This window comes from Shouchella shacheensis, assembly GCF_001484965.1.
In the GTDB taxonomy this organism is placed as follows: domain Bacteria; phylum Bacillota; class Bacilli; order Bacillales; family Bacillaceae_D; genus Shouchella; species Shouchella shacheensis.
The window spans coordinates 40,074-65,146 of sequence record NZ_LLYY01000026.1 but is presented as its reverse complement, the minus strand read 5'-3'; the positions used below and the strand labels follow the sequence as shown (position 1 = coordinate 65,146).

Genomic DNA, 25,073 nt, shown 5'->3' with positions numbered 1-25,073 from the left:
GTGCTGACTTTCATTGACGAGATACCGTGTATCTCTTTTTTTACGCTTGACTTTTGTTCAGTTTTCAAAGAACTCGTTGGTCGCTTTTCGCGACAGCTGTTATAGTTTAACAAGAAATAATTCTTATTTCCACCCTTTGTTAATGCCGCATTGGCGACTCATAAAACTTTACATCAGCTCCATCCGAATGTCAAGCAACTTTTCACAATAAAAACAATAACTTATTATGAAAGATCGAATGCGAATGCGGTACGTCATAATATACCACGTACGTGTTTGCCCGTCAACCTTAGCATTAAACTTTTTCGTCAGAATCGCTTACCTTATGTAGTTCCCCATTTAAAACAAACTTCATCCGCTCATTTGGAGGGGCAAAACGTTTATATAAACCAAAAACTAGCTGATACTTTTCTTTCATGACTCGTTTTACGACCCCGTCGATTTTCGGGTCGGCTAAATCTTGAAGCAACTCCTCCAGCTCTCTCTTTAATAAATACTCCACTTCCTGTACTTCTTTATCTGTAAGTAACAACCCGAACATTTGCCCACCTCTGCTTCTTTGCCAATCTCTTAGGTTCCATAGTCTTTTCGGTTTACCAAGGTTTTATTCATATCTTGTCCAGATCCACATAAATTGTCTTATAAGATCAGCAAAAAGGAGCGAACTTATGCGAGGAATATGGGTCATTAACATTAACAAGTGGAAGCATTATGCCATCATCGTTGTCGCAGCTCTTTTCACAGCAAGCTGGCTGTACATTGAGCGTGAAAACCTCCCCGTTTTTACGACGCCGGAAGGCCCGCAAGCTTTTTACAAGGCAGAGATTGATGATCCAAAAGTGGCGCTCACATTTAATGTGAGTTGGGGAGAACATCGCCTCGAACCGGTTATAGAGGTTCTGCAGGACAAGAAAATTGACCAGGCCACCTTTTTTGTTTCTGCTTCTTGGGCTGAAAAGTATCCTGATCTAGTGGAGAAAATCTCAGAAGCTGGCTACACCATCGGCAGTCATGGCTACCGCTACGAAAATTATGCGGATTGGGATGATGAGAGTGTCAGACGGGACATGCAAAGAAGCAAACAAGTGATTGAAGAACTTACAGGAAGCCGTCCAACACTTTTGCGTCCGCCAAATGGGTCTTTTTCGCAGAAAACATTGGAACTTGCCGAACAGCAAGATCTCGATCTTATTCACTGGAGCGTGAACTCTCAGGATTACGAGAACCCTGGCACGGATGCGATCGTACAGACAACGCTTGAGAACACCAACCCTGGGGAAGTGCTCATGTTTCACGCCTCCGATTCCGTCAAGCAAACAGACAAAGCTTTGCCGGTGATCATCGACCAGCTTGAACAAGAAAACTACACCTTTGTCTCGATTGAGGAATTAATGGAAAGTGCCGAGGCCCAAAGCGAAGAAGTGGAGTAGTCTAACAGGAGGTACCACCAAAGCTAAACCAAAAAACGCAGGCGGATTGCCCAGAAGCCGGAATTCCCGGTTTAGGATTTCGGGGCAGGGCTGAAACCGTCGGAGCTAACAAAAAAGCGGTCCACTCATTCAGCTGAGCGCCCGCTTTTTCTCTATTTTCGGTTCGTTAACCGATGCAGAACTAGCAGCTGCCATGTATTCGCGGAAAGAAGAGGTGCCAAGTAAATCCACAACCATTTTTGATCATTAACCGTAAGAGCAGGAACCCACTCAATGGTCGTGATAACAAACATAAAGAAGAGCGCAGGGACAAACGCGCCTCGGTTTGTATCTTTTGCCTTGAAATAAGCAATGATCAAACTATAGAGCAACAGAAGCGTCGGCGTGAGCAAATACCCGAAGAAGGAATTCTCTCCTCCTCCAAAGGCAAGATAACGAAAATAGACAAGATCAAAAAAAACAAAGGCAATAATGACCAGCTGGATTCGATTCCACAATGTGTGCGTCTTCGCAAGACCCAAGCCAAAACGGTGAACGAATAAGTAGGCGAAAAAACCCATCTGCGCCACCAGGCTAAACGCCGCGCTAAGCCCGAGTAGCCAAATAATCCCTAAAATAAAATTGGCAAAATCATCGCCAATGTATACATCATAATCCACAGCAAACCCTACAATGGCGCCACTAACACTTCCAATAAGAAGCGACGTCCAAAATAAAAATACGACTTTCCTGCTATTCACAACTATTTCCCCCATCTACATATGTAACTGCCTTCATTGTAGCAACCCCAGCAATGAAACGCCAGAACGTTCACCCGTCTCCTGCATATTTTCAGCGAGAAAACACATGCTAACCATAACCTTTAACATGAGAAATCCAAGGGGAGAGGTGAAAAGCATGGGTCGGCATGATGGCATTTATAAAATAGGGACCGTTTGTCTACTGTGTATGTTTCTTATTAGCGGCTGTGCTCAAACCGAGGCTCAGCAACATTCTGATTATGAGGGAACCAAAAGAATGGTCATTGACCTGCTCAAAAGCGATGATGGCAAACAAGCCGTGCATGAATTAATCGAAGAGGAAGACATGCGTGAGGAACTCGTGATGGATAATGATTTTGTCAAAAAAACCATTCAAGACACGCTAACTTCTAAAGAAGGAGAAAAGTTCTGGCAAGAAGTGATGAAGGACCCTGAGTTTGCCAAAACCTTTGCAGAAAGCATGCAAACCGAAAACGAAAAGATGCTGAAAGCGCTAATGAAAGATCCTGAATACCAACAGATGCTCCTCGATGTACTCAAAGATCCGCAAATGAGCGAGCAAGCGATGGAACTTATGAAGTCCAAAGAGTATAGAGAACAGGTGATGGCAATTATGAGTGAGTCTCTCGAGAGTCCTCACTTTGCAGCAAAAATGACAGAGCTCATGGAAAAAGCGTTGGAGAATCAGAACCAAAATCAAGAAGAAGATCAAGGAAACAGTTAAAACCGATAAGCTCAGGCGCCTTGATCACGAGCGACAAGTTCTGGAAGAACGGCAGAATCAAGCCCGCCCTTTGGCTTGATCTGGCGGTCTGAAGAAACCTCGAGCGAGTGGGCACCGGAACTAGACAAAACCGATAAGCTCAGGCAGGTCGCTCAAAAGCAAGGATTTTGGAGACCCGATAAAAGAAATCCGAAATTGATTTCTTTATCGCGGCGTAAAATCCCCCGTTTCTACCCGCCGCAGCTATACAAAGAAAGAGAGGGCAACAAGCCACTCTCTTCTTTTTTATCCAGCTCACTTCGAATATTTGCTAATAATCCGGTCGGCTACTTTTGTGTAAATCTCCCCAATTGGATGGTCTTCATCGTAAAGCGAAGGGGCGAAATCTTTTTCATCGATCTCTGGTTGACCTAACGGAACTTGGGCGAGCAATTCGGTTTTTAGCTCTTCTGCTAACCGAGTTCCCCCTCCTTGTCCAAAGACGTACTCCTTTTCCCCTGTTAGCTTACTCTCAAAGTAAGCCATGTTTTCGATAACGCCAAGCATCTCATGATTCGTCTTAATCGCCATGGCTCCTGCACGTGCGGCTACAAAGGCTGCCGTGGCATGAGGCGTGGTGACAATTAACTCTTTCGACTCCGGAAGCATCGTATGCAAATCAAGGGCTACGTCCCCTGTACCTGGTGGCAGGTCCAAGATTAAGTAATCCAGTTCACCCCATTCACACTCAGAGAAAAACTGATTAATCATCTTTCCAAGCATAGGCCCGCGCCAAATCACAGGTGCATTGTCCTCCACAAAGAATCCCATCGAAATCACCTTTACGCCAAAGCGTTCGACAGGGTAAATCCGTTTATTGATGACTTTGGGGCGTTCCTCAATCCCCATCATGTCCGGCACACTGAACCCGTAAATATCCGCGTCAATGATGCCGACTTTCTTTCCTAAGCGTGCCATAGAGACGGCTAAGTTCACGGAAACGGTTGACTTTCCTACGCCGCCTTTCCCGCTCGCTACGGTAATAAACGTCGTTTTGCTGTCAGGCGCAAGCAATGCAGGCCCTTTGAACGGTTCCTCTTCTACGCCACCCAGAGCCTCTAATTCTTCGTCGCTCAAGGTATCAAATCGAAGGCCCACAGAGTCTGCCCCTGCTTCCTTTAAAATTTTGACGATTTCCTGCTGAAGCTGCATTTGTTCTGGGGTCCCCGTTTTCGCAAGCGCTACTTTTAAGCTCACATTCTCCCCTTTAATTTTTAGATCTCTGACGCCGCCCGTTTCCACAATGCTTTTATCTAAATCACGGTCAAGGACGCGTTTGAGCGCTTCCATAATCGTTTGTTCATTCAACAACCTCTGACACCTTCCTTTGCTACAGTTCTCTATTCCTAGTATAGCACACTCAGCTTTTGAATGCGCCTTGGCCGCCTGTGGGCTGAAAAGCGCAGGCGGGTCGCACGTCGAGTAGGAGGGGGCCTTTCCAAGAAGAATTGTGCCCCTCCCCCCTCACAGATCCGTGCGGGCGCGATTAACGCACACGGCTCCTCACCGACATCATTCACAAAATATAGCGAATATGCTCCCTCAACTCATAGATATTGACCTTCGCCCTTGGCTTGGGTAAAGGGAACTTACGAAGGAAAAGGCGGAATTTCTCCCAGGTAAACGACTTTCGCTGGCTTCTTCGGTTCATCCATTTAAAGAATCCTCGGATCACCTCGTTGTAAAACGTCCACACCGTCACCACGTTGTCCGTGATACAGTAGTAGTTGTAGTACCCCGCTAGAGAGCGTCTTAACCTGTCGCCGATCTCCTCCATGCCTACATGGCGATTGGCTTTCAGCCATGCTTTCGTCTGTTTAAGCTTGGCGTCCATCTTTTTCTGGCTTGTTTTACGCTTGACGCGAAATGTTCCTTTCTTGCTTTCGCTGCAGTAATGTGTAAAACCAAGAAAATCAAACGTCGGCGGTTTTCCTTTTCCTTCTCGTTTGTGCTTCTCCTCCGCGAGTCGCCCAAATGGAATGATCCTCGTTTTCTCCTCTGCTAGTTCAAGGTTGAACTTGTCGAGTCTGCGTTTTAATGCCTGGTAGAAGTTCTGGGCATCCTCATGGTCTTGAAAGCAACAGACAAAGTCGTCCGCATAGCGAACGAGATACGCTTGCCCTTTGCACCGCTTTTTCACATGATACTCAAACCATACGTCCAAGACATAGTGCAGATAGATGTTCGCCAGAATCGGCGAGATGAGACCGCCCTGAGGCGCGCCGGATTCCGTTTTGTAGAACTTCGCCTGCTCCATGTACCCCCCTTTTAAGAACCGGGCAATGATCCGTAGGAAGCTGGGATCTACTATTCGTTCCTTGAGGAATTTCATCAACCATTGGTGATCCACGTTGTCGAAGAACCCTTTAATATCAGCGTCTACAACGTCGTTCACACGTCTCTTTTCAATGTACACATTCAGTACTTTCAGCGCATCGTGACCGTTTCGGTTCGGTCGAAATCCAAAGGAACTGTCCAGAAAGTCGTTCTCATAAATGGCATTTAAGATCGGTGCCATTCCTTTTTGAACGATCTTGTCTTCGTGTTCGGGTATGCCCAGCGGTCGTTTCTTCCTTTTGTCCTCTTTTGGGATGTAGGTTCGACGTACGGGCTGAGGACGATAGCTCTTTTGTTTCATCCTGAGAATCAATGATTCGATGTTTTCATCCAGATTCTTCTCATACCCGTCCTTTGTTGTTCCTTTGATGCCTGCCGCCTTGCGGTTCGGCAGGTCATCGTGGCCTTGTTTCAACCGTTCATGGTTTAACAAATGCGCGAGAGATGTGAACTTCTGCTTGGGATCTTGTTTCGCTACTTCTGCTATCCTGTTCAGTTTCGTTTCCACTTGTACTCTACCTCCGTGTGTAGGAAATGTGTCCCTGTCCAGGGGAATGTCGGAGCGACTCTTGCCTTCCCTCTTTCGGCATTACCCGACCTCTTCGGTACTACGCGGTCGTCCGACTTCCTGTCGCCGTTTGGTGTCCTTGCTTTGTATCGCTTGTCCCACCATACTCTCTTGTGCGTAAGAAAGAGCAAACAGGATCTCCCGAGTTGCGGCGAAATCATTGTATAGCATGCCTGGCTCTTAGACCCCGGGGAAGTGCTGAATCCCTCACCAATGCGGGATCCACCATGTTGTTTTCCAGCCTTCTGACACTGTCAACCTTCCCGACTTCATCGATTTCGGGGCTCCATCACTTTCAGGCCTACTACCTAACTGTCTACGCTTAACGAACAGGATTACTCCTCTCCGTCCAAGACTCGTTATTGATGGCTTGGTTTGAGCCTTATCAAGCAGGGGTTCCACCTGCTAAATTTCGCAACCTTGCTCGGTCGCACCAGGAGCGTGAATTTTGGAAGGCCTGCACTAGAAATCCCGGGTTTGGATTTCGGGGCCTGGACTGAAAAATCCCGAGCTTCTACCCGCCGGAGCTAGACAAGAAAAGCGCAGGTGCCCTGCTCACGAGCGACAAGTTCTGGAGCGACGGCCGGTTTTGGCTTGTTCTGGCGGCGTGAAGAAACCTCGAGCGAGTGGGCACCGAAGCTAGACCATGACAGGTCGCCCAAAAGGAAAGCCAGCAAGACCTCAGTCTCACTGGCTTTTCTCCATTAGTCTCTTGTTATTTCGATAATCCCTTTTTCTTCACGATGAACTGCGCCTTGCTTTTTAATGGCGATCGATTCTCCTTCTGCAAGGTTTGTGAAGACGATTGGCGTGATAAGAGAAGGCGCATTTGCTTTAATATAGTCAAGATCTAGGTTAAGAAGCGCTTGGCCCTTCTTCACTTCCGAACCTTCTTCAACTAAAGCTTCAAACCCTTCGCCGTTTAACTTAACGGTATCAATCCCCACATGAATCAACAGTTCACGCCCTGCGGCGGATTTGATGCCAATCGCGTGCTTCGTCGGAAAGACATTGACAATCGTTCCATCTACCGGAGAAACGACTTTTCCTTCCGTTGGCGTTATCGCAAAACCGTCCCCCATCATTTTACCCGCAAATACATCGTCTGGCACTTCTGTGATAGGAAGAAGCTCTCCCTTGAGAGGAGCTACAATCTCTTCTGTGATTTCGTTTTGAAGCGCCTCAGGCTGAACATCTTCTACTTGTTGCTGGACTTCCTTTTCTTGATCCGGTTCCACAAAACGAGGGGTTTTTCCACTGATAATGTCTTGCATCTGCCCTTTAATGGTCTCTGAACGCGGCCCAAAGATCGCCTGAATGTTGTTGCCTACTTCAAGCACACCCGCAGCCCCTAAGTTCTTCAGCTCATTCTTGTCCACTTCTTTACTATCCTCAACCGAAACCCGAAGCCTGGTGATACAGGCGTCTAAGTGGGAGATATTTTGCTGTCCGCCCATGGCATTCAAAATGTTGTAAGCAAGATCTCCATTCTTTCCACTAGCCCCTTTTTCCGACTCGATTTGATCCTCTTCCCGACCCGGAGTCATGACATTGAACTTCGTGATGAAGAAGCGAAACACAACATAATAAATGACGGCAAAGATCAGCCCGAGGATGATTGTAATCCACCACTGCTCTTGGCCTGGCAAGATGCCAAATAAGAAAAAGTCGATCGCACCGCCGGAAAACGTATAGCCGATGTTCACGCTAAAGTAAGTCATCAGTACAAACGATAGTCCGTCCAACACCGCGTGAATGAAGAACAGAACTGGAGCGATAAATAAGAACATGAACTCAAGCGGTTCTGTAATCCCCGTTAAGAACGAGGTGAGCGCGGCCGACCCAAACAACCCAGCGACGAGCTTTTTCTTTTCTGGACGAGCGCAATGATACATGGCCAGAGCGGCTGCCGGTAGGCCAAACATCATGATCGGGAACTCACCGGCCATGAAATTCCCTGCCGTAATTTCCACGCCATCCCTGAGCTGCGCAAAGAAAATCAACATGTCGCCCCGGACGGTTTCGCCTGCCTCATTGGTATACGAACCAAATTCATACCAAAACGGAGCATGAAAAATATGGTGCAACCCAAACGGGATCAGCAAACGTTTCACAAACCCGAAGAAAAATACGGCAATATACGTTCCTGTTTCCATCAGCCAAACGGATGCCTCATTTAGCCCATTTTGAATAGGTGGCCAAACAATTAACAAAATCAAAGCCATGATAAAGGCAGCCGCAGCCGTCACGATCGGCACAAATCGTTTGCCTGCGAAAAAGCCGAGAAAGGCCGGCATTTCAATATCATGAAAACGGTTGTAGCACCATGCGGCAATTAACCCGACGATAATTCCTCCAAAAACCCCAGTTTGCAGCGTTGGAATGCCAAGGACGTTGGCGAATCCCGGGTCTGCTTCAATCATATCGCCTGTGACATCAAGCCATGAACCCATAACCGTATTCATCACAAGATAGCCTACTAATGCGGCAAGAGCCGCAGCCCCGTCTCCCGCAAGACCGATCGCGACCCCGACGGCGAATATAAGGGCCAGATTATCAAAGATAATGCCCCCCGCCGCTTCCATCACACCAGCCGTATGCTGAGCCCAGCCTGCATTTAGGAAAGGCATTAAATCAATGGTGTTCTCCATTTGCAATGCGTTCCCAATCCCTAGCAAGAGACCTGCAACGGGCAACATCGCCACCGGCAGCATTAATGCCTTTCCGATTTTTTGCAGTACACCGAATGCTTGTTTAAACATGGTGGTACCTCCAATCATTGTCTTAGTGTGCACTCATCTATGTTCATCATGCTTTAAACGCAAAAAAGACATGAGCAAAGAAACGTTGATGAAAGGCTTACGACCCTTCTTTCGTCCGTTTCTTCACTCATGCCTGATCGAATCAGTTACACGTATCGGATTTATTTTAGCTTTTGCCCAATTCGCTGAAGGTGCATCGTTAAATACACAGCTTCTGCATCAAAAACTGGTTTCTTAAGCGTTTGCTGCATGACTTTTATGAGTTTCCATGAAAGATTATAGCACACAGGGTACTCCTGTTTCAACAGTTTTGTAATCGCTATTGGCTCTTCTACCTTCTCTCCTTTGTCCACCCGTTCAATGGTAAAACGCAGATGCCTGACGAGGCGCATAAAGTCAGCACCGTCCTTGTCCATGTTGAAATCAAGCTGCGCTTCAATCAGTTCAATCAACTGGGTAATGAGCCGGGAGTGGCTGTTGACATCATGCAGGTCTTTATTTTGCATAGCACTATGGATATGCAGCGTGATAAACCCAATTTCCCCCTCGGGCAAAGAAACTCCTGTTTCCTCTTCAATCAGTGCGCCGACGTTCTCAGCAATCGCGTACTCGCTCGGGTAAAGCACTTTGGTTTCTGCTAAAAACGGATTTTTCATCGTCATTCCTTTTTCAATTCGCGTGAGAGCGAAGGATAAATGATCCATTAATCCGACATGGATATGCTCATGAAGGGGCTGGTCGGTTGTACGGCGAATTAAATCGATCGCTTTAATTGTCAGCTCTACCAATGGTTGTTCCATGTACGGGAGTAATTTCAAATAGCTCTCTTGTTCTTTTTCATCCTTGAGCACAAATAATTTCTCGACTTCTTGTTGATTGATCCAGTCCCCCTTTTTTCGGTTGAATCCTATCCCACGACCAATTAAAACCACTTCCCCAAAAGTGGAGTGGTTTCCAATCAACACATTATTATTTAATGATTTGGTGACCTTAACCTTGGCCATTCACCATCACTCCAACGTTTGCTTACTGATACCCATCGTATAAAACTGGGTAGATCAAGTCAATGTAAAAGGCTCTCAAGGCAGCCTCGAGAACCTCATTGATTGGTGGGCGGAGCTTCTTCCCCAGAATAAAATCGCATAATCCCTTCATAAATCGAAGCCGCCACTTTCTGCTTATACTCATCTGTTTCTAGCAGCTCGGCTTCCGTCGGATTCGAAAGAAACCCTGCCTCAACCAATGCCCCTGGAATGTTCGCTTCCTTTAATAGAAAGACATGATGAATCGGCTTTGCATATCGATTCGTATTCTCTAAATTCCTTCTAAGCTCTTCCTGTATAAAGACAGCCAATGCTTCATTTTTCGGGTTGGTTAAATGATAAAACGTTTGAGCGCCGTGCCATTTCTGCGCAGGAATCGCATTCATGTGTAGGGTTAAGAACAAGTCTGCATCCGACTCATTCACAACGGCCAAGCGGTTTCTTAGGTCTTCTGTTTTTCGCTGTCTGATCTTCTTCGTTCCTTCTTCCGCAAGATCCACATCTTCCTCCCGCGTCATTAGCACGAGCGCTCCTGCCTCCTGCAAATAGTCCCTTAAGTGGAGAGCCACATCAAGCGTCACTTCTTTTTCCAACAACCCTGTCTTTGAAGAGGCCCCTCCGTCGATTCCGCCATGGCCAGGGTCAAGCACAATCACCTTTCCTGCAAGCGGCAGATGCCATGTTGTGGATGGGTCCTCTGTATTCCAGTCCCATCGCCAAACAAGCAGAACCGCCGCCATTAAAAAAGCTGCGGCCACCACTCCGAGCGCTTTTTTCTTCACACGCGTCTCCTCCCTTGTCCTCCTTACATATATACGGGTGGACAGGAGGAGATATGTGTATTAATGCAAGCGCAAGCGGTATGCTTTTTGGGCTTCCTCGAACCCTCGCTCCCACCAAGTGACAAGCATCATGTCACAGGTGGTCGCAAGCGGCTCACTCGCGTAGTCCGAGTGGGTGAGCCAACCCGCAAGCATTGCGTGAAGGCTGTGGGAGAGGTGGGTCAACTCTTCATCGCACCGGCCTCTTGCTTCCTGCACGCTTTCTCCGTAATACCCAAAACGACCGTACTCTGTCCCAAGTAAATAGGAATCGATGGTGACATCCAGACATTGATCGATCAAAAAAGGGTAAGACTGAAATTGAAACGGAAGCAGCGGATGAATCCACGTCCTTACTTGCGCTTCCATTTCTTTAATTGAGAGGTGACGAAGCATCGTCCGTTCAAACTTCCACTGTTTTTCGCGACGTTTTTCGGCAAGAGTCATAATAAGTTCCATTTGAGTTCTTCCCCTCTCCTCTTTTTCCTTAGTATGAGGAGAAGGCTGACGACGCATCCGAGATGGGCGCATGTAAATGCTGACTGTGCTTCCTAGAAAAACGTACCCGACACACAAATAACGAACTATCCCACGAAAAGCACAGGCGCCCTGCTCACGAGCGACAAGTTCTAAAGCGACGGCAGCATCAAGCCCGGCTTTGGCTTGATCTGGCGGCGCGAAGAAACCTCGAGCGAGTGGGCGCCGCAGCTAGATCAAACGAAAAAAGAGCCGCAATCCAATGATGGAGTTACGGCTCTGTATTTACAGCTATTAACGTTTCGAGAACTGAGGCGCACGACGAGCGGCTTTAAGACCGTATTTCTTACGTTCTTTCATGCGCGCGTCACGTGTAAGGAATCCAGCCGATTTAAGGGTCGGACGGTTCTCAGGGTCAACTTGAAGAAGGGCACGAGCGACACCGTGGCGAATCGCACCCGCCTGTCCAGTGAAGCCACCTCCGTTCACATTCACATGTACATCGTATTGACCAGTGACCCCTGTTTCCACAAGTGGTTGCTTTACGATAAGCTTTAGTGTTTCAAGACCGAAATAGTCGTCAAGCGCACGACCGTTAACAACGATAGCGCCATCGCCAGGGATTAGACGTACGCGCGCCGTTGAATGCTTACGACGACCAGTGCCATAGTATTGTACTTGAGCCAAAGTAATTTCCTCCTAATCGATTAACCGCGAAGCTCGTACGCTTCTGGTTTTTGTGCTTGATGGTTGTGTTCTGATCCTGCATAGACGTGAAGCTTCATGCCTTGTTTACGACCAAGAGTATTCTTCGGAAGCATTCCTTTGATCGCAAGTTCAAGCATACGCTCCGGCTTGTTGGCACGCATATCATGCGCTTTTGTTTGCTTAAGTCCACCTGGGTGCATCGTGTGACGGTAGTAAATTTTGTCTTGAAGTTTGTTCCCTGTCAAATGGATTTTGCTTGCATTCAAGATGATCACATGATCTCCTGTGTCCATATGTGGTGTAAACGTTGGTTTGTGCTTCCCGCGCAAGATCGATGCGACTTCTGAAGAAAGACGACCAAGCGTTTGACCTTCAGCGTCAATGACATACCACTTACGCTCAATTTCGCTTGGCTTTGCCATATATGTTGTACGCATTACATTTCCCTCCTAAAATAAAAACGAGCATTCCTGTGAAACTGCTCGAAAACGAGCGATTTCAAGCAGTCCCCTACAAGTGTGCAATGCTGGCTGACGGTGCAACTTGCGGTTATTCTGCGCCTTTTGAATCATTCCGTAACCCGGGGCAGTGGGTCTAGAATTACCACCTAACATCATATAACATTCAACTCATAAAGTCAACGAGTTTTAAAGGCGGAAAAGCAGAAGCTCCTTCCCGCCGGAGCTAGACAATAACTCACCCTGGCGTTTCAGACAATTTTCTACCAGCAAATAAAGCCGGTTCATAGCTAACCCTCCAGAGGTAGAGGCCATGCGGCGGAGCTGTTTTTCCAGCTTTCAAGCGGTCACAAGACGCAAGGATGGTTGCCATTTCTGAAGCCTTGCGCTTTCCTGTCCCTACTTCTAGCAGGGTACCAACGATAATACGTACCATGTTGTACAGGAAGCCGCTTCCGCATACAGCAAACTCAATTTCCTTTCCCCTCGGTTGAACGACAATCTGTGTAATCGTACGCGTTTTATCCTGTACGGACGTGTTCGCCGCGCAAAACGTAGAAAAATCATGGGTGCCGAGCAGAGCCAGGGCCGCTGTTTGCATGGCCGGCACATCAAGCTCTTCTCTAATATGGACCGCCTGGTTGCGGCGAAAAACGTTCGGCTTTGTTCCGGTTGTCACATAAAACCGATACTCTTTGCTCACCGTATGAAAGCGGGCATGAAAATCCTCCGATACTTCTTCGACCTCCTCCACGCCAATGTCTTCTGGCAAACGAGTGTTTAATACTTGAGGCCACTTCTCTGCAGGGATTTCAAGTGAGGTGTCAAAATGAATCACTTGGCCCGCCGCATGGACGCGGGCATCGGTTCTGCCGGAAGCAACGACAGGGATATGAACCCCTTTGTGAATGATTCTTAGCGCTGCCTCTAACTCCGCTTGAACGGTACGTTGATTGGGCTGAACTTGATAACCAGCAAAATCAGTGCCGTCATACGTAAGCTTACACGCTAGTCGTGCCATAGTCGATCTCCTTCTTCTCTTGTATCGTGTTACGTCCAAACAATCGCACAAGCAAGCACTCCCACAGTCATTAGTGCGATGGAATCCCGTTTGTCCCAGCGCATTTCACGCCACTTAGTTCGTTGTTCTCCACTCCTATACCCTCTAGATTCCATGGCTAGCGCAAGGTCTTCAGCCCTTTTAAACGCACGAACAAACAGAGGAACAAGCATGGGCACAAACGCCTTGATGCGGCGATTTAATGGACCGCTTGAAACATCGACTCCGCGGGCGGCCTGCGCCTTTGAAATCGTTTCTGTTTCCCTGAGCAGTGTAGGGATAAACCTAAGGGTCAAAGACATCATTAAAGCCATCTCACTCACTGGTACGCGTACTTTTTTCAAAGGAGAGGCCAACCTTTCAATCCCATCGGTTAAGTCCAGCGGTCTCGTTGTTAGCGTGAGTAGCGTTGTAAGCACGATGAGCGCGAGAATCCGCCAAATAAATACGCCAGCGGTGATGATCCCCCCTGTGTATAACGCGACGGGTCCAAATGTCACCAATACCTCACCGGTTCGAACAACAAAGGCTTGCAACGCAAACAGTATGAAGAGAACAGGGACCACAGGCCTCAACGACTTCGCCATCAACCTGAAGGGAATTTGGCTTATAAATAGAAATGCTAAAATGGCTAAAGTGACAATAAATAAAGATAGAAAGGAAGTCGTAATAAACAGGACCACCGTTAAAACAAAGACACTGATGAGCTTGCTCCTCGCATCCAGCTCATGCAGGAGTGAGTCCCCGCCTATGTATTGACCGATGAGGATGTTGCTAGTGTTCATTCTTTTCACCCGCCCTACGCAGAAGCTTACCCGCTATCCACTCGCAGGCCTTTTCCCGGTCCAGAATAAACGGGGGCGGGCCAAAACGAAACCTCTTCACAAACCCATCGAGAAGCCTTAGTGTATCAGGCAAGACGAGGCCGGCCTCGTCAATAATGGTCGAACTTGTTAGTACATCCTCAGCCGTACCGAAACGAAGCAAGCGTCCCGCTTTCATGACGAGCACATAATCCGCGTACTTGACCACGTCCTCCATATGATGAGTGACGAGCCATGTCGTTGTCGCCTTACTTTGATGAAAATTGTGCAGCATCTTCAAGATTTCTGAGCGCCCTTTAGGGTCAAGTGCTGCGACTGGCTCATCCAGAACAAGGACTTTCGGATTTTGGGCGAGAATTGAAGCAATTGCCACTCTTCGCTTTTGTCCCCCAGAAAGATGAAAAGGAGATCGCTCCAGCAGACTTCTATCTAACTGAGCAGCATTAATCGCTGCTTCAACCGAGGAAGCAGCCTCCTCTTTCGTTTGTCCAAATGCAAGTGGACCAAATAAGAGATCTTTTTTCACGGTTTCTTCAAATAATTGATGTTCAGGATACTGAAACAGAAAGCCAACTTGCTGCCTTAGCCTATGCAAATCCACACCCTCTCCCCCTGGACGAATGTGGTGAGGGCCCACCTGTATTTCTCCAGAAGTTGGAACGAGAAGACCGTTCAAGTGCTGACTCAATGTTGATTTTCCCGATCCCGTTTTTCCTACAATCGCGACAAAAGCACCCGAAGGAACAGAAACCGTGATGTCCTCTAGTCCTTTTTTGTTCTCGCGCTTCTGACTTCCATAGAGATGCGTTACTTGCTTGAATGAGATGTCCATAAGGCCTCAAGCAGCTCCTTTTCCGTTTTACAGGCTGGGACGTGAAGACCACACGTACGCAAATCTTCCCGCGCTTGCCATACAAAGGGAGGTTCAATTTGCAGCTTTGCCACAAGTTCTGCGCCGTCAAAAAGCGAAAATGGCGTTTGGTCACAGAGCAACTCCCCCTCTTTAAAGCCGAGTACACGGTCGGCCATCAGCACTTCGTTCATGTCATGCGTAATGGACAGGAGAGTGATCCCGGACTTTTTCAAGAGCTGCAAAACGTCTAAGACCTCTTCTCTTCCGACCGGGTCGAGCATGGAGGTGGCTTCATCTAGAACGATGGCTTCCGGCTCTAAGGCTAGAACACCCGCAAGTGCCACGCGCTGCTTTTGCCCTCCAGATAATTGCTCTGGTTCCCGCTTCAGCAGGTCTTCAATACCAAGAAATTGACTGTAACGCGTCACGCGAAGGATCATCTCATCACGGGACAATTGCCGATTTTCTAGCCCAAAGGCGATGTCATCCTCTACCGTGGTGGCCACAAACTGATTGTCCGGATTTTGAAAAACCATTCCTACCGACTGGCGAACAGCACCTAGTTGTTCAGGCACACCGGTTGTGTACCCACTCACGTTGACATCACCAGAAGTCGGAATAAGCAGACCGTTCACTAGCCGTCCGAATGTAGACTTTCCAGAACCATTGCTCCCTACGATCGCGACGTGTTCCCCTTTCTCAACGGAAACAGACACATTCGACAGTGCTTTTACACCCGTGTCCCTAAACTGATAAGAAACATCCTCAAACGAAATGAGCGTCATCCTGTCCCCTCCCCACGACGAATACAAGCGATGCAAAAAAAGGGCATAGAGTCCAGAGCGCCATGCGCACGTTCTCTCCTGCCCTTCGTCTTGTGCTATGAGCCTTTAAACAAACTCGATAATGGCCATTGGCGCGCCGTCTCCACGACGAGGACCAACTTTTAGAATACGAGTGTATCCACCTTGACGCTCTTCAAAGCGCGGCGCGATATCAGCGAATAGCTTTTGCACAGCGTCTTGATCACTCTCTACGTCCACTTCATTACGAACAAAAGCAGCCGCTTGACGGCGTGCATGCAAGTCCCCACGTTTGCCAAGTGTAACCATTTTCTCAACAACTGGACGTAGTTCTTTTGCTTTTGCTTCAGTCGTTTCAATGCGCTCGTTAAGGATAAGGTCTGTAACCAAATCACGCAATAGCGCCTTGCGCTGTGAGCTCGTACGACCAAGTTTTGCGTATGCCATCTCTCTTACCTCCTTGTTAGACCACGCTATGTGCGTGTCTCAATTTCCGAGAGTTTTTTACTCTTCGTTGCGAAGGCCCAGTCCGAGGTCCCCAAGCTTCTCTTGAACTTCCTCAAGCGACTTACGCCCCAAGTTCCGTACTTTCATCATATCTTCTTCTGTCTTGTGCGTTAGCTCCTGTACGGTATTGATGCCGGCACGCTTCAGACAGTTATACGAACGAACGGAAAGATCAAGCTCTTCAATCGTCATTTCCAAGACTTTCTCTTTCTGATCTTCTTCTTTTTCAACCATGATTTCCGCATTTTGTGCTTGATCGGTCAAGCCTACGAAAATATTTAAATGCTCGTTTAAAATCTTAGCCCCTAAAGAAACGGCTTCCTCAGGTCGAGTGCTTCCATCGGTCCACACATCGAGGGTTAGTTTGTCATAGTTCGTTACTTGCCCAACACGCGTATTCTCAACTTGATAGTTGACACGGGATACCGGCGTAAAAATCGAGTCAATAGGTAGAACGCCGATCGACTGATCATCGCCTTTATTCCCTTCAGCAGGGGTGTAGCCTCGACCGCGTTTTGCCTGCAGACGCATGCGAAGTGAAGCACCCTTTGTGAGCGTAGCAATGTGAAGGTCAGGGTTTAGCAGTTCAACATCACTATCGTGTGTTAAATCTCCCGCCGTTACGATGCCTTCCCCTTGTACGTCCACTTCCAACATTTTCTCGTCATCCGAATAAATCTTCAAGGCTAGCTTTTTCAAATTCAGGATAACGGTTGTTACATCCTCAACAACACCTTCAATCGTTGAGAACTCATGCAACACACCCTCAATTTGTACGCTTGAAATAGCCGCGCCAGGAAGAGAGGATAAGAGAATACGACGCAAGGAGTTTCCAAGTGTTGTTCCGTATCCGCGCTCCAGAGGTTCTACGACAAATTTGCCGTACTTTGCGTCTTCGCTAACTTCCACCGTCTCAATATTCGGCTTTTCAATTTCAATCATTAAACAAACCCTCCTTCAAAACGTCGAACTCCGGTAAACGCAAGGATTGCCTAAACGGGCCACTCCTCCAGTTTCCTACAAAGAGAAAGTGGAAAAGAAGAAACTTTACGCCTCCGAAAGTTTCTTTTTACAAAAGCACGTACCAAGCTCCCTCAGGCAATGCCTATCTGTCTTACCTTCATTGTCAAATGAATGTCGTCTCATCCATTATAGACACCACAAGGATTTCTATACAATGATTGATGCCATTAAACTCTACGACGTTTTGGCGGGCGGCAACCGTTGTGCGGAACTGGGGTAACATCTTTAATCATGTTCACATCAAGTCCGACCGCTTGCAACGAACGAATCGCAGCTTCACGACCTGCACCAGGACCCTTTACAGACACCTCAATGGTTTTCATTCCGTGCTCCATCGCCACTTTCGCAGCAGATTCAGCAGCCATTTGCGCCGCAAAAGGAGTGGACTTACGAGACCCTTTAAAGCCAAGGGCTCCGGCGCTTGCCCATGAAATCGCATTCCCATGCGTATCCGTAATCGTTACAATCGTGTTGTTAAACGTAGAGCGGATGTGAGCAACTCCAGAATCTATATTCTTGCGTTGACGACGCTTTGGACGAGTATTCGTTTTCTTAGCCATGCCTTATACAACCTCCCTTACTATTTTCTCTTGTTTGCTACCGTACGCGCTGGACCTTTGCGTGTGCGAGCATTGTTTTTAGAGTTTTGACCACGAACGGGCAATCCACGACGGTGGCGAATGCCACGATAGCTTCCAATTTCAATGAGACGCTTGACGTTCAGGGACACTTCACGACGAAGATCACCTTCTACTTGCAAGCCATCCACTGCTGTACGGATACGACCAAGCTCTTCTTCCGTCAAGTCACGAACGCGAGTGTTGTGATCGACGCCTGCTTCAGTTAGAACTTCTTTTGCCTTTGTATTGCCGATTCCAAAGATGTACGTGAGTGAAATGACAACACGCTTGTCACGAGGAATATCGACACCTGCAACACGTGCCATAGGCTAGGCACCTCCTTTTTTGATTAACCTTGTTTTTGTTTATGCTTAGGGTTTTCGCAAATCACCATAACGGTACGGTTACGGCGAATGACCTTACATTTTTCACAAATCGGTTTCACTGATGGCCTTACCTTCATTGTACTTACCTCCTCGTATACGGAGTGTCATTTATTTATAACGGTACGTAATTCTCCCGCGTGTTAAATCATAAGGGGATAGTTCGACTGTCACTTTGTCACCCGGCAAGATGCGGATAAAGTGCATGCGAATTTTTCCAGAAACATGCGCAAGAATCTTATGCCCGTTATCCAGTTCTACACGGAACATCGCGTTAGGCAATGGCTCAATAATCTTACCTTCTACTTCAATCACGTCTTCTTTTGCCATGAATGGGTTCCTCCCTTCAAGTAAGTGCTCTGTGTATCCGGGTCGAAAAACAAACGAACAGACTGTCAATCATACCGCTATCCTATGCTTTCGTCAAGATCTCGTAGCCTGATTCTGTAATGGCAATGGTATGCTCAAAGTGAGCACAGTTCTTCCCATCGACCGTTACGACTGTCCAGTTATCAGAGAGAGTACGCACATAACGCTCTCCTGCGTTAATCATCGGCTCAACCGCAAGTACCATTCCAGGCTTCAGCCTAGGGCCTTTGCCAGGTGGTCCATAATGAGGAATTTGTGGATCTTCATGTAAGTTTTGCCCAACGCCGTGTCCAACATACTCACGAACTACGGAGAATCCAAGAGGCTCAACGTGCGATTGAATCGCATGGGATATATCTGAAAGGCGACTGCCTGGCTGCGCTTGTTCGAGTCCTTTATAGAGAGAGTCTTCCGTTGCCCCAAGCAACTGCTTATCTGCCTCTGAAATGGTCCCGACCGCATACGTCCATGCTGAGTCGCCGTGATAACCATTGTAATAAGCACCTATGTCTAGGCTGATAACGTCGCCGTCTTTGAGAACGCGACCTCCCGGTATACCATGCACCAACTCTTCATTTACAGAAGCACAGACACTGCCTGTGAACCCATTGTATCCAAGAAAAGAAGGCGTCGCCCCGTGAGAACGAATAAACGAGTCTGCGATCTTATCCAACTCATATGTTGTAATGCCAGGCTGGATGTGAGACTTTAGTTCTGCATGGGTCAGGGCCACGATTTTCCCTGCCTCACGCATAATGTTAAGCTCTCTTCCGGTCTTAATGATAATCATGCATGCGTCCCCTTGAGGAGTACATGGATGTCCGCAAACACTTCATCGATGTCCCGGTTCCCATCAATGTTTTTAAAGTAACCTTTGGCCTTATAAAAGTCAATTAACGGCTGTGCTTGCTGTTCATTCACTTCAAGGCGCTTCTTAACCGTTTCCGGCTTGTCGTCTTCACGTTGAATCAAGTCACTGCCATCTACATCACATTTCCCCTCCGCTTTAGGAGGGTTATAGATCACGTGATACGTTTTACCAGAGGACGGTGAAACACGACGACCCGTTAAGCGCTCCAACAGAAGGTCCTTTGGTACGTCAATGTTTAACACAAAATCAAGTTCACGAACAAGCGATGCTAGTATCTTTTCAAGAGCTTCTGCTTGGGCAATCGTACGAGGGAAACCATCCAATAAGAACCCATCGTTGCAATCCTCTTCAGATAGGCGCTCACGAACAATGCCAATGGTCACTTCATCGGGAACAAGTCCACCTTCGTCCATGTAGGATTTCGCCTTCAAACCAAGCTCTGTTTCATTCTTAATCGCTGCACGAAACATGTCACCCGTCGAGATGTGTGGAATGCCGTACGTTGCGACAACTTTCTCTGCCTGTGTTCCCTTTCCGGCACCCGGCAGTCCCATTAAGATTAAGTTCATTATAATCCCCTTCCAACCCACTATTCAACAAAAGGGAACGGGTCGTCCAGTCTTCCCCGCTCGCTCCGCTACTTAATAAATCCTTTATAGGAACGTTTGATCAACTGTCCATCAATCTGTTTCATTGTGTCCAATGCTACACCAACAATGATCAACAATCCCGTACCGCCAATTTGCACGCTAGGTGGCAATCCAAGCGCCGCGATGAAAATAACGGGAATCGTTGCAACCGTTGCAAGGAACAGTGAACCAACAAATGTCAGCCGATATAAGATGCGCGTTAAGTGCGTTTGCGTCGATTGGCCAGGACGGATCCCAGGAATGTATCCACCTTGCTTTTTCAAGTTCTCCGCCATCTTCTCCGGATTGACCTGAACAAACGTATAAAAATACGTAAAAGCAATGATAAGAACAATGAACAAAACGGCACCAATTGGATGAGATGGAACAAAAACTTCCACAATCCAAGCAGCTAACCCGCCATCCTCTGTTCCCACAAAGGAAGCAATGGTTGATGGGAAATAGAATAAGGCTGATGCAAAGATAACAGGAATAACCCCTGCCGCATTCACTTTAATCGGCAAGTGAGTCGATTGGCCCCCAACTGGACTACGATTCACAAGACGCTTTGCATACTGTACTGGAACTTTTCTAAGTGCTTGTTGCACATAGATCACGGCAACGATAATGATCAATACAGCAAGCGCAAGACCAAGGATGGTCGCAATGGCAATAAATAGTTGATCACCAGCACCTGCGATTTCGGATTCGTAGAGTTGATTCAACATGTTCGGAATTCCTGCGGCAATCCCCGAGAAGATAATGAGAGAAATCCCATTCCCTACACCCTTAGCAGTGATCTGCTCACCAAGCCACATAAGAAACGCTGTACCCGCGGTTAAGACAATCGCGATATACAGATAGGTGACAACATTCGGGTTTTCAATAAGTCCGGGTCCCGCTCCCGTTGACATCGCATTGAAGCCAATTGACATGGCGATAGCTTGAATAAAACCTAAAACGATCGTTCCATACCGAGTTACCTGTGTGAGCTTTTTCCGCCCCGCTTCCCCTTGCTTCGCCCATTCCGCAAACTTCGGCACAACATCCAGCTGTAAAAGCTGCATAACAATCGATGCTGTAATGTAAGGCATAATGCCCATCGCGAAGATGGAGAAGTTCCCCAGTGCCCCGCCACCAAACGTGTCGAGGAACCCAAAAGCATTGGCTTCGTCGAACATTGTCAGCACATCGCTATTCGTGCCGGGCACCGGAATAAACGCTCCTAATCGGAAGACGACAAGCAGTAGCAGCGTAAAGATAATTTTATGACGCAAATCTCTCACAGAAAAAATGTTGGAGATCGCCTTAAACATTAAACCACCTCGGTTTTTCCGCCTGCAGCCTCAATTGCTTTTACCGCTGATGCAGAAAACTTGTGTGCTTTCACAGTCAAGTTCTTCTCTAGCTTGCCGTTACCTAGAATTTTCACACCATGCTTAACGTTCTTTACAGCTTTGGATTCGATCAAAAGCTCTGGGGACACTTCTGTACCTTCATCAAAACGGTTCAACGTGTCCAAGTTCACAATGGTGTACTCTTTACGATGAATGTTTGTGAATCCACGTTTAGGCAAACGACGGAAAATGGGGTTTTGACCACCTTCGAAACCAGGACGAACTTTGCCGCCTGAACGTGCTTTTTGTCCTTTATGGCCTTTGCCTGAAGTTTTTCCGTTTCCAGAACCGATCCCACGTCCAACACGATTACGAACCTTACGAGATCCTTCAGCTGCTTGAAGTTCATGAAGTTTCATACTACCTACACCTCCTCATTGCTAAAAATCATCACTACTAGGCATCAATTTCGTTCACGGTCACCAAGTGCTTGACTTTGTTGACCATGCCACGAATTGCCGCATTGTCTTCCTGTGTAACCGTCTGGTGCGTTTTGCGCAAACCAAGCGTATTCACTGTCACCCGCTGGTCGCTTGGGCGACCAATTAAGCTACGTGTAAGGGTGATTTCTAACTTCTTCGCCATACGTAATCCCTCCCTTAACCTAACAGCTCTTCTACGGATTTGCCACGTAGTTTTGCTACATCTTCCGCACGCTTCATGCTTGTAAGGCCTGTAATCGTAGCACGAACCATATTAATCGGGTTGCTTGAGCCAAGTGATTTCGAAAGAATGTCGCCAACACCGGCAAGATCTAGTACAGCACGTACAGGACCGCCAGCAATAACTCCAGTACCTTCAGAAGCTGGCTTCAAGAATACGCGACCAGCGCCAAAGCGGCCAACCGTTTCATGTGGAATCGTCGTATTTACGAGTGGAACTTCAATGAGGTTCTTCTTCGCATCTTCAACGCCTTTACGAATGGCTTCTGGCACTTCTTGGGCTTTCCCCATTCCAAAACCAACATGACCGTTTTTATCGCCAACTACAACAAGTGCAGCGAAACGGAAGCGACGACCACCTTTAACAACCTTTGCTACACGGTTGATCGCAACAACCTTTTCCTCAAGTTCCAATGTATTTGGATCAATAGAACGCATATATCGTTTCCCTCCTTCTTAACTAGAATTTTAGTCCAGCTGTACGAGCTGCATCTGCAAGTTCAGCGACACGCCCGTGATAAACATAGCCACCACGATCGAATACAACTGCACCAAGCTCTGCGCTAACGGCACGTTTCGCCACAAGTTCACCAACCAGGCGAGCTGCTTCTTTGTTACTACCGTTCTCTAACTTAAGCTCTTTGTCAAGCGATGAAGCCTGAGCAAGAGTTACGCCATTCACGTCGTCAATTAACTGCGCGTAAATGTGCTTAGAAGAACGGAATACGTTAAGACGAGGACGCTGCGCAGTGCCGCTAATCGCGCGACGAACGTGAGCGTGTCTTTTCTTACGGCCTGTGTTCTTGTTAGGCTTCGTAATCATGAAACGTCATTCCTTTCTTTAAGAACTCAATTATTTACCAGTCTTACCTTCTTTACGACGCACATATTCGCCTTCATAACGAATACCTTTCCCTTTGTAAGGTTCCGGTTGACGTACGGATCGGATATTGGAAGCAAGTGCTCCAACTCGTTCTTTGTTAATCCCTTTAACGACTACCTTTGTGTTAGAAGGCACCTCGATTTCGATACCTTCTTCAGGTGTAATTTCAACAGGATGGGAGTAACCAACATTAAGCACAAGCTTATTGCCAGATTTAGACGCACGATAACCGACACCGTTCAGCTCAAGCGCACGCTCAAATCCTTTTGAGACTCCTTCAACCATGTTGTTTACCAAGGCACGCATCGTACCGTGAAGAGCGCGGTGCTCTTTGTGTTCAGAAGGACGCTCAAACGTTACTTCACTTTCTTCAACATTCACTTTAATGGAAGGATGAAGTTCTCGGCTAAGTTCGCCTTTAGGCCCTTTGACTGTGCAAAGATTCCCGTTGAATGAAATCGTAACGCCTTCTGGAATTGTAATAGGTTTTTTACCAACGCGAGACATTTAAGTCCACCTCCATTCAATTCAAACTGCTTTACCAGACGTATGCAAGAACTTCGCCGCCAACTTGCTGTTGACGCGCTTCCTTGTCTGTAAGGACACCTTTAGATGTTGATACTAGAGCAATCCCGAGGCCACCAAGCACGCGAGGAAGTTCGCTTGCTTTCGCATATACACGCAAACCAGGTTTACTGATACGCTTAAGCCCAGTAATGACACGCTCGTTTGATGCACCGTACTTAAGGAATATACGGATAACACCTTGTTTGTTATCTTCAATGTACTCGTAGTCGCGAATAAACCCTTCGCGCTTAAGAATATCAGCAATTTCCTTTTTCACCATTGAAGCAGGAAGCTCCAGTTTTTCATGGCGAACAAGGTTCGCATTACGAATGCGAGTGAGCATATCTGCAATCGGATCTGTCATGACCATATTCGTTTACCTCCTTCCAAATCGAGTTACCAGCTTGCTTTTTTGACACCAGGAATTTGCCCTTTGTAAGCAAGTTCTCTAAAGCAAATACGGCAAAGCTTAAATTTACGTAGCACTGAATGAGGACGTCCACAACGCTCACAGCGAGTATACTTCTGAACCTCAAACTTCGGTTCGCGCTTTTGCTTTGCAACCATTGATTTTTTTGCCAACGTGTTCCCTCCTCTTCTTTAAGAGATTATTTTTGGAACGGCATGCCTACTTGAGTAAGCAACTCACGCGCTTCTTCATCTGTCTCTGCCGTTGTAACGATAACGATATCCATGCCGCGCACTTTGTCCACTTTATCGTAATCGATTTCCGGGAAAATCAGCTGCTCTCTTACACCGAGTGTATAGTTTCCACGTCCGTCAAAAGCCTTCTTCGACACACCGCGGAAGTCCCGTACACGAGGGAGTGAAACGCTAACCAATTTGTCCAAAAAGTCATACATACGCTCACCGCGCAGCGTCACTTTTGCACCGATTGGCATACCTTCACGAAGCTTAAAGCCAGCGATTGACTTTTTCGCTTTTGTAATCACAGGCTTTTGTCCAGCAATGGCTGAAAGTTCTTCGACGGCTTTATCAAGAACTTTTGCGTTTTGTACGGCATCGCCAACACCCATGTTGATAACGATTTTCTCGATTTTTGGTACGGCCATTACAGAAGAGTAGTTAAACTTCTCCGTAAGTGACGAAACAATTTCCTTCGAGTATTTCTCTTTTAAACGGTTCATTCAGGGATCCTCCTTTCACCAGACGACTACTTGTCGATCACTTCGCCAGACTTTTTTGCTACGCGCACTTTTTTTCCGTCTTCTTCTTTATATCCTACACGTGTCCGCTCCCCTGATTTAGGATCAACGAGCATCACGTTCGAGGAGTGAATCGGTGCTTCCTGGTTCAAGATTCCGCCTTGTGGGTTATCTTGAGAAGGCTTCGCGTGTTTTTTAATCATGTTGACGCCTTCTACAAGCACACGACTCTTTTTTGGATATGCTTCTAGAATCGTTCCTTGTTTGCCCTTGTCTTTCCCAGCGATCACAACAACATTATCGCCTTTTTTGACATGCATATTTGCCA

Annotated in this window: 34 protein-coding genes; 2 read left to right on the top strand and 32 right to left on the bottom strand. The window is 47.2% G+C overall.

What is annotated here, in order from left to right; all coding sequences use genetic code 11:
* Nucleotides 1-295 precede the first annotated feature (295 nt).
* Entirely contained in the window at nt 296-541 is a 246-nt protein-coding gene (locus AVZ68_RS15495; RefSeq protein WP_059105478.1) for a hypothetical protein, read from the bottom strand.
* Nucleotides 542-668: 127 nt separating this feature from the next.
* Here AVZ68_RS15495 and pdaB point away from each other — a divergent pair, with 127 nt between their 5' ends.
* Nucleotides 669-1,430, top strand: coding sequence for a polysaccharide deacetylase family sporulation protein PdaB (gene pdaB, locus AVZ68_RS15490; RefSeq protein WP_059105477.1), 762 nt, complete (start codon nt 669-671; stop codon nt 1,428-1,430).
* A gap of 152 nt (nt 1,431-1,582) precedes the next feature.
* On the opposite strand, the gene AVZ68_RS15485 is transcribed toward pdaB, so the two are convergent.
* Complete coding sequence (locus AVZ68_RS15485; RefSeq protein ID WP_059105476.1) at nt 1,583-2,170, bottom strand: KinB-signaling pathway activation protein; 588 nt, start codon at nt 2,168-2,170, stop codon at nt 1,583-1,585.
* 157 nt (nt 2,171-2,327) lie between these two features.
* On the opposite strand from AVZ68_RS15485, the gene gerD reads away from it, so the two are divergent.
* On the top strand, nt 2,328-2,915 hold the full coding sequence (gerD, locus tag AVZ68_RS15480; protein WP_059105475.1) for a spore germination lipoprotein GerD: 588 nt from the start codon (nt 2,328-2,330) through the stop codon (nt 2,913-2,915).
* Nucleotides 2,916-3,209: 294 nt separating this feature from the next.
* On the opposite strand, the gene salA is transcribed toward gerD, so the two are convergent.
* The 30 genes from salA to rplX all read right to left on the bottom strand — a co-directional run bounded on the left by salA (nt 3,210) and on the right by rplX (nt 25,065).
* Nucleotides 3,210-4,265 carry an iron-sulfur carrier protein/transcriptional regulator SalA gene (gene salA / locus AVZ68_RS15475; RefSeq protein ID WP_059105474.1) on the bottom strand — a complete coding sequence of 352 codons (1,056 nt, stop codon included), beginning with the start codon at nt 4,263-4,265 and terminating at the stop codon, nt 3,210-3,212.
* 205 nt (nt 4,266-4,470) lie between these two features.
* Nucleotides 4,471-5,799 carry a group II intron reverse transcriptase/maturase gene (ltrA, locus tag AVZ68_RS15470; RefSeq protein ID WP_059105473.1) on the bottom strand — a complete coding sequence of 443 codons (1,329 nt, stop codon included), beginning with the start codon at nt 5,797-5,799 and terminating at the stop codon, nt 4,471-4,473.
* Nucleotides 5,800-6,563: 764 nt separating this feature from the next.
* On the bottom strand, nt 6,564-8,621 hold the full coding sequence (gene ptsG / locus AVZ68_RS15465; RefSeq protein WP_059105472.1) for a glucose-specific PTS transporter subunit IIBC: 2,058 nt from the start codon (nt 8,619-8,621) through the stop codon (nt 6,564-6,566).
* 161 nt (nt 8,622-8,782) lie between these two features.
* Complete coding sequence (glcT, locus tag AVZ68_RS15460) at nt 8,783-9,625, bottom strand: glucose PTS transporter transcription antiterminator GlcT (protein WP_059105471.1); 843 nt, start codon at nt 9,623-9,625, stop codon at nt 8,783-8,785.
* A gap of 95 nt (nt 9,626-9,720) precedes the next feature.
* Nucleotides 9,721-10,404, bottom strand: coding sequence for an N-acetylmuramoyl-L-alanine amidase CwlD (gene cwlD, locus AVZ68_RS15455; RefSeq protein WP_059105484.1), 684 nt, complete (start codon nt 10,402-10,404; stop codon nt 9,721-9,723).
* A gap of 102 nt (nt 10,405-10,506) precedes the next feature.
* Complete coding sequence (locus AVZ68_RS15450; RefSeq protein ID WP_059105470.1) at nt 10,507-10,944, bottom strand: DUF2521 family protein; 438 nt, start codon at nt 10,942-10,944, stop codon at nt 10,507-10,509.
* Nucleotides 10,945-11,256: 312 nt separating this feature from the next.
* Nucleotides 11,257-11,649 carry a 30S ribosomal protein S9 gene (rpsI, locus tag AVZ68_RS15445; RefSeq protein ID WP_059105469.1) on the bottom strand — a complete coding sequence of 131 codons (393 nt, stop codon included), beginning with the start codon at nt 11,647-11,649 and terminating at the stop codon, nt 11,257-11,259.
* Nucleotides 11,650-11,669: 20 nt separating this feature from the next.
* A complete protein-coding gene (gene rplM, locus AVZ68_RS15440; protein ID WP_059105468.1) occupies nt 11,670-12,107 on the bottom strand; it encodes a 50S ribosomal protein L13 in 438 nt (145 codons plus the stop codon).
* A 259-nt stretch (nt 12,108-12,366) separates the two neighbouring features.
* A complete protein-coding gene (truA, locus tag AVZ68_RS15435) occupies nt 12,367-13,149 on the bottom strand; it encodes a tRNA pseudouridine(38-40) synthase TruA (protein ID WP_059105467.1) in 783 nt (260 codons plus the stop codon).
* 29 nt (nt 13,150-13,178) lie between these two features.
* Nucleotides 13,179-13,973 (bottom strand): energy-coupling factor transporter transmembrane component T family protein, encoded by a 795-nt coding sequence (locus tag AVZ68_RS15430; RefSeq protein WP_059105466.1) that lies wholly within the window; start codon nt 13,971-13,973, stop codon nt 13,179-13,181.
* Entirely contained in the window at nt 13,963-14,844 is an 882-nt protein-coding gene (locus AVZ68_RS15425; protein ID WP_059105465.1) for an ATP-binding cassette domain-containing protein, read from the bottom strand. Before AVZ68_RS15425 ends, AVZ68_RS15430 begins: the two co-directional genes overlap by 11 nt.
* A complete protein-coding gene (locus AVZ68_RS15420) occupies nt 14,820-15,650 on the bottom strand; it encodes an energy-coupling factor transporter ATPase (RefSeq protein ID WP_059105464.1) in 831 nt (276 codons plus the stop codon). Before AVZ68_RS15420 ends, AVZ68_RS15425 begins: the two co-directional genes overlap by 25 nt.
* Nucleotides 15,651-15,755: 105 nt before the next feature.
* Nucleotides 15,756-16,115 (bottom strand): 50S ribosomal protein L17, encoded by a 360-nt coding sequence (gene rplQ, locus AVZ68_RS15415; protein WP_059105463.1) that lies wholly within the window; start codon nt 16,113-16,115, stop codon nt 15,756-15,758.
* Nucleotides 16,116-16,172: 57 nt separating this feature from the next.
* Nucleotides 16,173-17,117, bottom strand: coding sequence for a DNA-directed RNA polymerase subunit alpha (locus tag AVZ68_RS15410; protein ID WP_059105462.1), 945 nt, complete (start codon nt 17,115-17,117; stop codon nt 16,173-16,175).
* Between the two features lie 248 nt (nt 17,118-17,365).
* On the bottom strand, nt 17,366-17,758 hold the full coding sequence (gene rpsK / locus AVZ68_RS15405) for a 30S ribosomal protein S11 (protein WP_059105461.1): 393 nt from the start codon (nt 17,756-17,758) through the stop codon (nt 17,366-17,368).
* Nucleotides 17,759-17,778: 20 nt separating this feature from the next.
* The gene (gene rpsM / locus AVZ68_RS15400) at nt 17,779-18,144 is read right to left on the bottom strand and encodes a 30S ribosomal protein S13 (protein WP_059105460.1); all 366 of its coding nucleotides are present in this window, start codon (nt 18,142-18,144) and stop codon (nt 17,779-17,781) included.
* A 23-nt stretch (nt 18,145-18,167) separates the two neighbouring features.
* Entirely contained in the window at nt 18,168-18,281 is a 114-nt protein-coding gene (rpmJ, locus tag AVZ68_RS15395) for a 50S ribosomal protein L36 (RefSeq protein WP_059105459.1), read from the bottom strand.
* 31 nt (nt 18,282-18,312) lie between these two features.
* A complete protein-coding gene (gene infA, locus AVZ68_RS15390) occupies nt 18,313-18,531 on the bottom strand; it encodes a translation initiation factor IF-1 (protein ID WP_059105458.1) in 219 nt (72 codons plus the stop codon).
* 82 nt (nt 18,532-18,613) lie between these two features.
* A complete protein-coding gene (gene map / locus AVZ68_RS15385; RefSeq protein ID WP_059105457.1) occupies nt 18,614-19,360 on the bottom strand; it encodes a type I methionyl aminopeptidase in 747 nt (248 codons plus the stop codon).
* Nucleotides 19,357-20,010, bottom strand: a complete 654-nt coding sequence (locus tag AVZ68_RS15380; RefSeq protein WP_059105456.1) for an adenylate kinase — start codon at nt 20,008-20,010, stop codon at nt 19,357-19,359. Before AVZ68_RS15380 ends, map begins: the two co-directional genes overlap by 4 nt.
* 68 nt (nt 20,011-20,078) lie before the next feature.
* Nucleotides 20,079-21,386: a preprotein translocase subunit SecY gene (gene secY, locus AVZ68_RS15375; protein ID WP_059105455.1), complete on the bottom strand. Its 1,308-nt coding sequence runs from the start codon at nt 21,384-21,386 to the stop codon at nt 20,079-20,081.
* Nucleotides 21,386-21,826: a 50S ribosomal protein L15 gene (gene rplO / locus AVZ68_RS15370; RefSeq protein WP_059105454.1), complete on the bottom strand. Its 441-nt coding sequence runs from the start codon at nt 21,824-21,826 to the stop codon at nt 21,386-21,388. Before rplO ends, secY begins: the two co-directional genes overlap by 1 nt.
* Nucleotides 21,827-21,863: 37 nt before the next feature.
* Nucleotides 21,864-22,052: a 50S ribosomal protein L30 gene (rpmD, locus tag AVZ68_RS15365; RefSeq protein ID WP_059105453.1), complete on the bottom strand. Its 189-nt coding sequence runs from the start codon at nt 22,050-22,052 to the stop codon at nt 21,864-21,866.
* Between the two features lie 14 nt (nt 22,053-22,066).
* Nucleotides 22,067-22,567, bottom strand: a complete 501-nt coding sequence (gene rpsE, locus AVZ68_RS15360; RefSeq protein WP_059105452.1) for a 30S ribosomal protein S5 — start codon at nt 22,565-22,567, stop codon at nt 22,067-22,069.
* Between the two features lie 22 nt (nt 22,568-22,589).
* Complete coding sequence (gene rplR, locus AVZ68_RS15355) at nt 22,590-22,952, bottom strand: 50S ribosomal protein L18 (protein WP_059105451.1); 363 nt, start codon at nt 22,950-22,952, stop codon at nt 22,590-22,592.
* A 30-nt stretch (nt 22,953-22,982) separates the two neighbouring features.
* Nucleotides 22,983-23,519, bottom strand: coding sequence for a 50S ribosomal protein L6 (gene rplF / locus AVZ68_RS15350; RefSeq protein WP_059105450.1), 537 nt, complete (start codon nt 23,517-23,519; stop codon nt 22,983-22,985).
* Nucleotides 23,520-23,550: 31 nt separating this feature from the next.
* On the bottom strand, nt 23,551-23,949 hold the full coding sequence (gene rpsH, locus AVZ68_RS15345; RefSeq protein ID WP_059105449.1) for a 30S ribosomal protein S8: 399 nt from the start codon (nt 23,947-23,949) through the stop codon (nt 23,551-23,553).
* 26 nt (nt 23,950-23,975) lie between these two features.
* On the bottom strand, nt 23,976-24,161 hold the full coding sequence (locus AVZ68_RS15340) for a type Z 30S ribosomal protein S14 (protein ID WP_059105448.1): 186 nt from the start codon (nt 24,159-24,161) through the stop codon (nt 23,976-23,978).
* Between the two features lie 26 nt (nt 24,162-24,187).
* Nucleotides 24,188-24,727, bottom strand: a complete 540-nt coding sequence (gene rplE, locus AVZ68_RS15335; protein ID WP_059105447.1) for a 50S ribosomal protein L5 — start codon at nt 24,725-24,727, stop codon at nt 24,188-24,190.
* A 26-nt stretch (nt 24,728-24,753) separates the two neighbouring features.
* Complete coding sequence (gene rplX / locus AVZ68_RS15330) at nt 24,754-25,065, bottom strand: 50S ribosomal protein L24 (protein ID WP_059105483.1); 312 nt, start codon at nt 25,063-25,065, stop codon at nt 24,754-24,756.
* Nucleotides 25,066-25,073: the final 8 nt, after the last annotated feature.